The following is a 12,086-nucleotide window of genomic DNA, read 5'->3' as shown; positions in this document are numbered from 1 at the left end:
GGTTGGATGTTTTTAGTAATTGTTCAAACTGCATTAGCAGGCGGTTTACGTGCTTGTCCATCGACGTGCTCCAAAAGCATATTCAACACCATAAGCATAGTGAAAGTATCGCGATAGTCGAGTAGCATGACGCTCTATTCTTTCTGACGACAATAATAACGAATCTGCATCACCTATGAGCACAGAGCCTTCATCGACTAAAACCAGTTCCGGTCTGTTTCGGTCATCCGCTATTGTTGGTCTGATGACGATGATTTCTCGGTTTCTTGGGTTGGCTAGAGATGTGGTGTTGGCAAATTTCTTTGGTGCAAGCGCTGGTGCCGATGCATTTTTTGTCGCTTTTAAAATTCCTAACTTCTTTAGGCGTTTGTTTGCAGAAGGCGCATTCTCTCAAGCGTTTATCCCGGTGCTTGCTGATTATAAAGAGAAAGACTCTGCTGAAGTGCGCACTTTGCTTGGTTCGGTGGCCGGAGTTTTGGGGTTGATACTGTTTGTGTTTACGCTGCTTGCCGTTCTTGGCGCGCCCTGGGTGACAGCCTTGTTTGCACCGGGCTTTCTCGATGAGCCGGGAAAATATCAGCTCGCAAGTAGCATGCTTCAAGTTACTTTTCCTTATTTGTTTTTGATTTCCTTAACGGCGTTCTCCGGTGCGGTGCTAAATAGCTATAACAATTTCGCGGTACCTGCATTTACACCTGTGTTACTGAACCTCTGTCTGATATCGGCTGCTTTATTCATGGCTCCGCTATTTACCCAACCGGTCATTGCGCTGGCTTGGGGAGTTCTTATTGCAGGTATCGTGCAGTTCTTTTTTCAGCTTCCATTTTTATTGAAGCTAGGGCTGCTGCCGCGCCCTCGGTTTGATTATCGTCATGAGGGCGTGCGTCGAATTGGCAAGCTGATGGTACCTGCAATGTTTGGCGTGTCAGTCAGTCAGATTAATCTTTTGCTCGATACTGTGCTTGCATCTCTTCTCCAAACCGGCAGCGTTTCCTGGCTGTATTATTCTGACCGTCTCGTGGAGTTACCGTTGGGTGTCTTTGGAATCGCCATCGCAACCGTCATTCTGCCAAGTCTATCTGCTAAGAAAGCGAGCGGCTCAGAACAAGCGTTTTCAGACACCATCGACTGGGCTTTGCGGATGGTATTAGTGATTGGTTTGCCCGCAGCGCTCGCGCTGATTGTGTTAGCGGAACCACTCATAACCGTTTTGTTTCATTATGGCGCCTTGCTCGATAATGATGTGCTGCAAGCAGCGAAGAGCTTACGTGCATACGCAGCCGGTTTGTTAGCGTTTATGTTTGTGAAAGTTTTAGCGCCAGGATTCTTTGCAAGACAAGACATGAAGACTCCGGTGAAAATCGGAATCTATGCGATGATTGCGAATATGGTGTTTAATCTGGTCTTGATTTGGCCTCTTCAGCACGCCGGCCTCGCGTTGGCCACAGCGCTTTCTTCATGGTGCAATGCTTTGTGTTTGCTCTGGTTGCTGCGCAAGAGCAATATCTATCGATCTAGTGAGGGCTGGATGCTTTTCTGGTTTAAGTTGGTCGTTGCGTGCTCGGTCATGCTGGGCTTGGTGTTTTGGTTGAACGAACCTACGCAGACCTGGTTTGCTTGGGGGCTGCTGCAACGTATTCAGCATTTGGCGTTAATGGTGGGGGCTGCGATCATGGCGTATTTTCTTATGTTGCTGTTGTTGGGCGTTAACCTAAAAGCATTACTACAAGACAAACACGGTTAGTCCATGTTTCGCGGTAATTTAAATGTACAGGTGAGCTAGAAATGAGTACAGAGCATATCGACGAGCTTGATGGCGAAATTAAAGCTTGGCGCACCAGTGAATTGCATCAGCTTGTGTCGAGAGTACTGCCGGAGCGCTGTATCTTGAGCGAGCAGGCTCAGCGTAAACCATACGAGTGCGACGGTTTGGCGGTTTATAGGGTTGAGCCTGGCTTGGTTGTGCTGCCTGAAAGCAAAGAGCAGGTTCAGGACTTAATGCGCTGCTGTGACCAGCACGGAATTGTTGTTGTTCCCCGAGGAGCAGGGACGGGCTTGTCTGGTGGGGCGCTGCCTATCGTTGGCGCGATTACCTTGTCTCTTTCCAAAATGAATCAGATCATTCGTATTGATGCCGATCAACAGTCTGCTTTGGTGCAGCCAGGAGTGCGTAATCTGGCGGTTAGTGAGGCGGCAGCCTCGCATGGGTTGTATTATGCGCCGGATCCCTCCTCGCAGATTGCCTGTAGTATCGGTGGTAATGTCGCAGAGAATGCCGGTGGTGTGCATTGTTTGAAATATGGCTTAACGGTAAACAATGTTCAATGGGTCGAGCTCGTATTGGCTGATGGTACAATTGAGCGCATTGGCAGTGATGCTTTTGATTCGCCAGGCATGGACTTGCTTTCCCTATTGCACGGATCCGAAGGCATGTTAGGTATCGTCACCGAGGTTTGTCTTAAGTTGATTCCCATTCCTCCTGTTACAAAAACCTTGTTGGTAAGTTTTGCTGAGGTTGAGTCAGCGGCGAATGCCGTTGCTAGCGTGATTGCTGCGGGGATCATTCCTGCAGGGCTAGAAATGATGGATAAACTTGCGATTCAGGCCGCCGAGGATTTTGCTTGTGCTGGCTATCCTAGAGAAGCCGAGGCGATCTTGATCGCCGAGCTTGATGGTCCTCTTGCTCAGGTTGAGCATGAGCTTGCTTTAATAAAGCATGTTTTTGAGGCCGCGGGTGCCACTGAGGTTCGCGTCGCGGATAACGAGGCCCAAAGAGCCTTGTTCTGGAAAGGGCGCAAGAGTGCGTTTCCCGCGGTCGGTCGTATTTCGCCGGATTACTACTGCATGGATGGCACGATCCCTAAGAAAAACCTGCCCGCCGTGCTCAAAGGTATTGCCGAGCTTTCCGAGAAATATGGTTTAGCGGTCGCGAATGTGTTTCACGCAGGTGATGGCAATATGCACCCGCTCATTCTATTTGATGCGAATAGTTCGGATGAGTTGCAGCGCGCTGAGGCGATGGGTGGAGATATTTTGGCGCTTTGCGTCAAACTAGGTGGTGCGATCACTGGCGAACACGGCGTTGGGAGAGAGAAGATTAACCAAATGTGTGTTCAGTTTGCCAGTGATGAACTGTCTCAGTTTCATGCTTTGAAGCAGGCTTTTGATCCCCATAAGCTCCTGAATCCTAACAAAAATATCCCGACTCTGGCTCGCTGTGCCGAGTTTGGGCATATGCATGTGCACAACGGTGAGTTGCCATTCCCAGATTTGGAGCGCTTTTGATGTCTTGGTCCATTGCTCGTGTAGAGCACTTTAATGAACAAGAGGCGCGAGCGGCACAATGTATTCGAGCAGCGTCAGAGAGCAAGCGTACATTGTCGATTGAAGGTGGTGGCACCAGAGCTTTTTTGGGACGTTCTGTTGCATCAGGTGATGTGTTGTCTTCACAGCCGTTTTCGGGGGTGATTAGTTACGAGCCAAGCGAGCTTGTATTGCGAGTTGGCGCTGGTACCAAGGTGAGTGATATTCAGGCAATGCTTGCAGAGAAAGACCAGTGCCTTGCGTTTGAGCCTCATGTTCTGAATGGCTGTGAGAAAGAGATGGGCGTTGGTTCAACGATTGGTGGTGCTATTGCGAGTGCTATGGCGGGTTCTGCTCGGCCTTGGCAGGGAGGGGTGAAAGATCACGTCCTCGGGCTTGGTCTGATCAATGGTAAAGGCGATATCTTGAAGTTTGGCGGGCAGGTGATGAAAAATGTCGCTGGCTATGATGTCTCGCGGGCGATGGTCGGCTCTTTGGGCTGTATGGGACTGATTACAGAGGTGTCGCTTAAAGTGCTCCCGACTCAGTCTCAGCAACGCTTTGTACAGATGCCATGTTCGTTAGAAGTTGCACTGGCCCTAGCTGCGAAACTTGATCGGAGTATGACAATGCGAACCGGCTTCGCTTGGTGCGACGATCTAGCCCATATTCGTTTTTCTGGCCCTGAGGATGCAGTTTCTGAGGTGCTCGATCATTTCGAGTTGCGTCGTTATGTCGAAGAGTCTGATGTATTTTGGGACTTGCTGTCTCAAATGAAGCACCCCATATTTGATGTTGCTGAACCTGGTAAACTTTGGCGCGTTGTTACGCCAAAGTACACGCGATTAACGGATGTGTTCCCAGCTGCGCCAATCTTAGTAAATTGGGCGGGTGGGGAATCCTTTATCCAGATTAGTGAAGACGACCTAAGCAAGAGCGCTGGGAATCTGCGTGATCTTGATGCACACGTGTACAGTCTCAATGTTGATCAATGTTATGTTTTAGGTGGGCTTTCGCCAACAATAGAAAGACTGCATGTTGCGCTGAAAAACGCGTTTGATCCGTATGGTGTTTTGAATGTTGGCCGTATGTCGGAGGCGTTTTAAGCATGCAGACGAATTTAATTCCGATCTATCAAGAGAGTGGCTTTGGTCAGCGTGCTGAAGAGATATTGCGAAGTTGCGTACACTGCGGCTTCTGTAATGCAACATGCCCAACTTATCAGGTTCTGGGTGATGAGCTAGATGGCCCAAGAGGGCGGATCTACCAAATTAAGCAAATGCTTGAGGGGGGCGAAGTCAATGAAGAAACCCGTACGCATTTAGATCGGTGTCTAACCTGTCGTGCCTGTGAAACCACATGTCCATCGGGTGTTCAATATCATGAGCTGATTGAAATCGGTAGGCAGGTGATTGATGAAAAGCTTCCGGCGCGAGCGGATCAATGGCAACGTAAGCTAGTTCATGCTTGGTTAATTAGGCCGTGGCTATTTGCCTTGTCATTGAAGTTGGGGCGGTTTTTTAGGCCGTTTCTTCCTCAAGTGTTTAAAGCAAAAGTGCCACCCAAAAATAAGGTAGAGCTGGCTTACCCCGCAGTGAAAACGTTTCATCAGCAAGCTGATAGCGGAACGATTTTATTGTTTAGTGCATGCGTTCAAAAAGCAGTGACTCCGCAAGTCGATGAGGCAACACGAGTTGTTTTTGAAGCACTTGGCTACCGGGTTCAGGAAATTACCGATGCAGGTTGTTGTGGCGCTTTGAGTCAGCATACGAGCGAGCAAGCCAAAGCGAAGGCATTGGCGAAGCGGAATATCGATGCCTGGAGTCAGTGGATCGACAACGAAAGTGCTTCTGCGATTGTTGCAAACGCATCCGGTTGTGGTGTGTTTGTTAAAGAGTACCCGGAGCTGTTTGCTAAATCAGACCCGTATTACGAGAAAGCGCTCTGGTTAGCTGAGCGCTGTAAAGACCCGGTTGAGTTAATCGATCAGAGCGCGCTGGCAAAGCTCCAGAGCCTGCTTGGGGATGATCAGGGCAGCAGATCGGATAAGGTGCTCGCCTACCATCCACCATGCACCCTACAGCATGGTATGAAACAGTCTGGGGCGGTGGAGAACGTGTTTAGCTCTTTGGGTGTTCAGTTGCGTTTGCCTCAAGATTCGCACCTTTGTTGTGGTTCTGCCGGCACCTATTCGCTGCTTCAGCCAGAGCTTTCCGACACGCTTCGGAGCAGAAAAATCGCTTCACTTGATGCGATTGAGCCGGAGCTTGTATTAAGCGCGAATATCGGCTGTCAGTCGCATTTGGCAGCAAAAACTAATGTTCCTGTTGTTCATTGGCTGCAATATCTGGCCCAAATGTTAACGAATACAACAAAGGTGTGAACTGGTTCTGAATTAGTTAGTACTGGCTTTATTTTGATCAGTTAACGCGATTTAATGTCGAGTAACAAACTGTTTCAATCAAAATCGCGAAATTTGGATTTCTGAGTAATACGTGATTTAGGAGGGGCCAATGAAACTTTTAACAATGTTGACCTGTTTTTTCTGCTTGGTTTTTTCAGTCGCCTCTGCATATGCGGATGACGATGAATTTAAACCGGCTTATCAAAATGTCGATAGTTACGACGTCGATGATTCAAACAAGTTCTTTGTTCGTTATCAGGGTCGAGATTACTATACTTCAGGTCGTGAAGACGGCTTTCGCGTGAACGAGAATAACGAAGAGTCTACCGATGAAACGGTGGGTATTTTGACCTTTCTGATAGCGCCTTTCTCAATTCTTTATATGAACCTGATCGGCTGGTGGGAATAAACCAGCCAGTTATCGGGTCAATATCCCAAAGTTTCGCTTAATTCTTGAGCGCTTCATTGAATATGTAAGCTTTGAACCAGTATAATCTGCGGCTATTTTTTGCAGTGATACAAGGCCAATGAAGCTTCTTCGTGGTTTACACAATCCACCAATTCCTGACGCAGGCTGTGTCGCCACCATCGGAAATTTTGATGGTGTGCATCTTGGTCATCAGGCGATTGTAGAGCGCGTGATCGCCAAAGCGCATGAGCTTGGCTTGCCTTCTCTCGTGATGGTGTTTGAGCCGCAGCCACAAGAGTATTTTCGTGGTGAGCAAGCGCCAGCTCGAATCATGAGATTTCGAGATAAGTTTGAGTGCCTTGCTAGCTTGAAGCTCGATTACCTATGTGTACTAAAGTTTGACGAGTATTTTCGAAGTTTGACCGCGAATGCATTTGTTGAACAGGTGCTGTGCGATCACATTAAAGTGACGCATCTCGTGATCGGCGATGACTTTCGCTTTGGTGGTGATCGCCAGGGTGATTTCAATCATTTGGTTCAATCAGGAGAAAAACTTGGTTTTGGCGTAGAGCGCACCGAGACCTTTTGCACGCAAGAAAGTTGTGAAAATGGTGAGCGAGTGAGCTCAACGCTAATACGAAAGGCATTGGCTGATGGAGAGTTGGGTGATGCGAAGGCCTGTATGGGACGCCCTTTTACTGTAAGCGGGCGGGTGATGTATGGGCGTCAGTTAGGGCGACAGCTCGGGTTTCCTACCGCGAATGTTGCTCTGAAGCGGAAACATAGTCCTGTTTCAGGTGTTTTTGCTGTTAAGGTTGATGTTCAGACAGGTCGCCATAAAGGCGCTTACTTTGGCGTTGCCAATGTGGGCAAGAAACCAAGCGTCGGGGACTTTGAAGCGAATCTTGAAGTTCACTTATTTGATTTTTCCGGCGACCTTTATGGGGCCAGAGTTCAAGTCGAACTGCAGAAAAAAATCCGTGAAGAGCAACGGTTTGAAAGCGTCGATGCGCTTGCCGAACAAATACAAAAAGATAATCTTGTTGCGAGAGAGTTTGCAGCACAACAACGACAGCCGTTAAGGCTAGTTTGAGATGAAGTGATAAAACTATGAGTGATTATAAGCACACCTTGAATTTGCCCGATACTGAGTTTCCGATGCGCGGTAACTTGGCACAACGCGAGCCAGCAATGCTGAAAGCTTGGCAAGAAGAGGGACTGTATTCAAAAATTCGCGAAGCGAGAAAGGGTGCTGAGAAGTTTATTCTGCATGATGGCCCTCCGTATGCGAACGGCAGTATTCACATTGGTCACTCCGTTAACAAAATTCTGAAGGACATTATCGTCAAATCGAAGACAATTAGTGGCTTTGACGCGCCATATGTTCCCGGTTGGGATTGTCACGGCCTTCCGATTGAGCACAACGTTGAAAAGAAAATCGGTAAAGCTGGCGTTAAAGTTGAGTTTTCTGCATTCCGAAAAGCCTGTCGCGAATATGCTGCAAAGCAAGTAGCAGGGCAGAAAGAAGACTTTATCCGCCTCGGCGTTTTTGGTGACTGGGAAAACCCTTATCTCACCATGGATTTCAAATTTGAAGCGGACATCATCCGTGCGCTGGGCAAAATTATTGAAAACGGCCACCTAGTCAAAGGCTTTAAGCCGGTTTATTGGAGTGTCGTTGGCGGTTCTGCGCTCGCTGAGGCTGAAGTGGAGTACCAAGATAAGCAAAGCACGGCCATTGATGCGCGTTATGATGTGGTTGATCGTGACGCTGTGCTGGGCAAGTTTGGCGTTCAAGATAATCAGCAAAATCTTGCCGTTGTTATCTGGACGACAACTGCATGGACTCTTCCTTCAAGCCAGGCCGTATCACTCAATCCTGATCTTGATTATTCCCTTGTTCAGGCCGATTTGGGGCTTGGTCAGGAAATGCTAATTCTCGCGCAAGCGCTTGTTGATAGCGCAATGGAACGCTATGGCATTGAGAATTATGAAGTGCTGGGCTCTGCGAAAGGAACCGAACTTGAAGGTCAATTACTGACTCACCCCTTCTACCGTGACAAGCAATTACCTGTATTAGTTGGCGATCATGTGACCACAGAGGCGGGTACTGGTGCTGTTCATACTGCACCTGATCATGGTGTGGATGACTTTAACGTCGGCAACAAATACGGCTTGAAGACACTTAACTACGTTGATGATAACGGTGTGTTCCGTGACAACGTACCGATGTTTGCGGGTCAGCATGTATACAAAGTGGATGCTCCGGTGCTTGAAGCACTTGAAGCGCAAGGCAAGCTGGTTTTAAAGAAAGTGTTTACGCACAGTTATCCGCATTGCTGGCGCACTAAAACGCCATTGATCTTCCGCGCAACACCTCAGTGGTTTGTGAGCATGAATGAGAATGGTCTCAAAGATGCTGCGATGGATGCAGTCAAAGGCGTTAAGTGGATTCCTGCATGGGGACAGCAACGAATAGAGGGCATGCTTGAACAGAGCCCCGATTGGTGTATTTCTCGTCAGCGCACATGGGGTGTGCCGATTGCTTTGTTCGTCCATAAAGAGACTCAAGAGTTGCATCCAAATACGTCCGAGCTGATAGAGCAGGTGGCGCAAAAAGTCGAAGGCAAAGGGATGGATGCCTGGTTTGATCTAGATGCGACCGAGCTGTTGGGTGACGATGCAGATAACTGGAGTAAGGTAACCGATACCTTGGACGTCTGGTTTGATTCTGGCGTTACGCACGCGGCAGTTCTTCGTCAGCGCGAGGAGCTTGGTCAATACCCTGCAGATTTATACTTGGAAGGTTCAGATCAGCATCGTGGCTGGTTCCAGTCATCGCTTAAAACGGGTATCGCAATTAATGGTGCTGCACCCTACAAGCAAGTATTGACGCATGGCTTCACTGTTGATGGTGAGGGCCGCAAGATGTCTAAGTCGATTGGTAACGTTGTTGCGCCACAAGAAGTGATGAACAAGCTTGGTGCTGACATACTGCGACTTTGGGTGGCGGCAACAGATTACAGCGGCGAGATGACTGTTTCTGACGAGATTCTCAAACGTACCGCAGATTCTTATCGCCGTATCCGAAACACCGCGCGTTTCTTGCTTAGTAATATCAATGGTTTTGATCCAAAAACAGATCTTGTTCCGAATAACGAGATGATTGCCTTAGATCGCTGGGCTGTTGATCAGGCATCTCAACTGCAAGGTGAACTCCAGTCTGCTTATGAGAATTACAACTTTTTGGAAGTATTTCAAAAGATGGTGCAGTTCTGTGTTGGTGAACTCGGTGGTTTTTATCTCGATATCATCAAGGATCGTCAGTACACAACGCAAGCCGAGAGCCTAGCTCGCCGTTCTTGTCAGACAGCGATGTACCACATTCTAGAAGCGATGACGCGTTGGATGGCGCCAATACTTAGCTTTACCGCAGACGAGATCTGGGCGTTCATGCCTCAGCCGGCGAAAGGAGAGCGAGAAGATAGCGTTTTCTTGGCAACATGGTATGACGATCTTGCCGTACTCAGTGATGATGAGACTCAGGGTCGTGAATTCTGGCAAGCCGTGATGACAGTAAAAGAGGCGGTCAATAAGCGGATTGAAGAGGAGCGGAACGCTGGCAATGTGAAGGGCGGTTTGACGACACAAGTCGAGCTGTTCTGTGAAGGTTCGCTTGCCGAAACCTTGTCCTCGCTTGGCGAAGAATTGCGTTTTGTTTTAATTACGTCGAGTGCAAGTATCAAGGGCTTGAGTGATGATGCTCACACTGAAGCGAAACCGAGCGATATGGACGGCTTGCTGGTGAAGGTTAGCCCGTCTGACGATGCAAAGTGCGATCGCTGCTGGCATCATCGCCCTGAAGTCGGCACGATTGATGCCCACAAAGACTTGTGTCAGCGTTGTGTCGATAACATTGATGGAGAAGGCGAGAGAAGAAGCTTCGCATAGCTTCTTCTTAAGCGCGAGTACCCACAAATAGAGAATACGCATGCTTAAGTATTTATGGTTGTCGCTTGTTGTGATTGTGTTGGACTTGTACACAAAGTACCTTGCCAGCTCACAGCTTGATTACGCGATCCCTGTTCCAATTATGCCGCATTTTAACTTAACGCTACTCCATAATACGGGAGCAGCGTTCAGCTTTCTGGCTTCAGAGTCAGGTTGGCAGCGCTGGTTTTTCATTGTTTTAGCCGCCGGTGTCAGCATCGCGCTAGTACGATGGGTCTATACACTTAAAAATGATCGTTGGTTGGCTGTTGCGCTTTGCCTTGTTCTGGGCGGTGCGCTTGGTAATTTGTACGACCGAGTCGTCCTTGGATATGTTGTCGACTTTTTGCATTTTTACTGGGGTGATTATCACTTTCCCGCCTTTAATCTCGCAGATAGCGCAATATCCGTTGGTGCGGCCATGCTGGTTCTGGATATATTTCGAAATACGGACTCAGATGACGTAACGCCAAAACGGGACAAAGATCGCGCCGAATCGCGTGCGATCTAACAAGGTTGAGTAGAGTGTTTTTATTAAGCCCTGTGGGCTGATTACGGTAGGATGTCGCTTTGAGTTTAAAAGTTGCTGAAGATACGCGTGTTACGTTGCATTTTTCATTGAGTCTGCAAGACGGCTCTGTTGTTGATTCTAACTTTGAGGGCGCTCCCGCGTCTTTTGAGTACGGGGATGGCCAGTTGCCTGATGGCTTTTTAGCTTGTCTTGATGGACTTTCAGCGGGTGAGGAAGGTGCTTGGTTAGTGACTCCAGAAAAAGCCTTTGGCATGCCTAATCCAAACAACGTACAAACGTTCAAACGTTCTGATTTTGCGAGTGACATGCAACTAGAGAAAGGTTTGGTCATCTCCTTTGCGGATGCGAGTCAATCTGAACTGCCGGGTGTCGTCAAGCAGTTCGATGATGAAGAAGTCGTGATTGATTTTAACCATCCCTTGGCCGGTGAAACACTTACCTTCAAGGTGAAGGTCGTTGCGATAGACGCAATCAATGATGGGGCAACGCAGCACTAGTTATGAAAATTCAACTTGCTAACCCGCGTGGCTTTTGTGCCGGTGTTGACCGCGCTATAGAAATTGTAAACCGTGCTCTGGAAGTATTTGGCGCTCCGGTGTTTGTGCGTCACGAAGTTGTCCATAACCGTTTTGTGGTAGACGACCTGAAAAATCGTGGTGCGGTGTTCGTTGATGAATTAGATGAGGTTCCAGATGATGCGCTAGTTATCTTTAGCGCGCATGGTGTTTCGAAGGCGGTTCAAAACGAGGCGAAAGGCCGCGGTTTGAAAGTCTTTGATGCTACTTGTCCTCTTGTGACGAAAGTGCATCTAGAAGTGAGTAAGTTCTCAAAAGACGGTATGGAGTGTGTACTAATTGGTCACGAAGGCCACCCAGAAGTAGAAGGTACTATGGGGCAGTACGACGACACTAATGGTGGCACAATTTATTTAGTCGAAGATGTTGCTGATGTTGCCACCCTATCGGTCAACAACCCTGCGCAGCTTGCTTATGTTACCCAAACCACACTTTCAGTAGACGATACGTCGAAGGTGATTGATGCTTTGCGCGAGAAGTTCCCAGAGATTCAGGGCCCGCGCAAGGATGACATTTGCTATGCAACGCAAAATCGTCAAGACGCGGTTAAAGGTATGGCGCAAGCCGCAGAGTTGATGCTTGTGGTTGGTTCCCCTAACAGCTCTAACTCGAACCGTTTACGCGAGTTGTCTGAACGCATGGGCACCAAAGCCTATTTAATTGATGATCAGTCACAAATTGAAGCCGCTTGGTTAGATGGTGTTGATACGGTTGCGGTTACCGCCGGTGCCTCGGCTCCTGAGGTGCTAGTGCAAGCGGTGATCACGCGCTTGAAAGAGCTTGGTGCGTCTTCTAGCGAAGAAGTATCTGGTCGCGAGGAGAATATCGTCTTCTCAATGCCCAAAGAGTTACGTATTCCTGCTCAGAATATTT

General features: G+C 48.3%; 10 protein-coding genes. All 10 read left to right on the top strand.

From position 1 onward, the window contains the following. The first annotated feature begins 175 nt into the window (after positions 1-175). Positions 176-1,744, top strand: a complete 1,569-nt coding sequence (gene murJ, locus A3751_RS03430) for a murein biosynthesis integral membrane protein MurJ (RefSeq protein ID WP_082863030.1) — start codon at positions 176-178, stop codon at positions 1,742-1,744. Positions 1,745-1,785: 41 nt separating this feature from the next. Then, entirely contained in the window at positions 1,786-3,285 is a 1,500-nt protein-coding gene (locus tag A3751_RS03425; protein ID WP_068452102.1) for an FAD-linked oxidase C-terminal domain-containing protein, read from the top strand. Continuing rightward, positions 3,285-4,409 (top strand): glycolate oxidase subunit GlcE, encoded by a 1,125-nt coding sequence (gene glcE / locus A3751_RS03420; RefSeq protein WP_068452099.1) that lies wholly within the window; start codon positions 3,285-3,287, stop codon positions 4,407-4,409. The genes A3751_RS03425 and glcE overlap by 1 nt, the downstream gene beginning before the upstream one ends. Before the next feature lie 2 nt (positions 4,410-4,411). Further along, positions 4,412-5,686, top strand: coding sequence for a glycolate oxidase subunit GlcF (gene glcF / locus A3751_RS03415; RefSeq protein WP_068452096.1), 1,275 nt, complete (start codon positions 4,412-4,414; stop codon positions 5,684-5,686). Positions 5,687-5,816: 130 nt separating this feature from the next. Beyond that, positions 5,817-6,116 (top strand): hypothetical protein, encoded by a 300-nt coding sequence (locus A3751_RS03410; protein WP_068452093.1) that lies wholly within the window; start codon positions 5,817-5,819, stop codon positions 6,114-6,116. 118 nt (positions 6,117-6,234) lie between these two features. After that, complete coding sequence (ribF, locus tag A3751_RS03405; protein WP_068452090.1) at positions 6,235-7,209, top strand: bifunctional riboflavin kinase/FAD synthetase; 975 nt, start codon at positions 6,235-6,237, stop codon at positions 7,207-7,209. 17 nt (positions 7,210-7,226) lie between these two features. After that, positions 7,227-10,067 (top strand): isoleucine--tRNA ligase, encoded by a 2,841-nt coding sequence (gene ileS / locus A3751_RS03400; protein ID WP_068452088.1) that lies wholly within the window; start codon positions 7,227-7,229, stop codon positions 10,065-10,067. Between the two features lie 40 nt (positions 10,068-10,107). Then, complete coding sequence (gene lspA / locus A3751_RS03395) at positions 10,108-10,617, top strand: signal peptidase II (RefSeq protein ID WP_068452085.1); 510 nt, start codon at positions 10,108-10,110, stop codon at positions 10,615-10,617. Positions 10,618-10,676: 59 nt separating this feature from the next. Beyond that, a complete protein-coding gene (locus A3751_RS03390; protein WP_068452082.1) occupies positions 10,677-11,135 on the top strand; it encodes a peptidylprolyl isomerase in 459 nt (152 codons plus the stop codon). A gap of 2 nt (positions 11,136-11,137) precedes the next feature. Beyond that, a partial coding sequence (gene ispH, locus A3751_RS03385; RefSeq protein WP_068452080.1) for a 4-hydroxy-3-methylbut-2-enyl diphosphate reductase occupies positions 11,138-12,086 on the top strand: 949 nt, incomplete at its 3' end.

Source organism: Oleiphilus sp. HI0080, from assembly GCF_001635135.1.
Note: the sequence above shows the minus strand (reverse complement) of the source record. Positions and strands in the feature narration are given on the sequence as shown.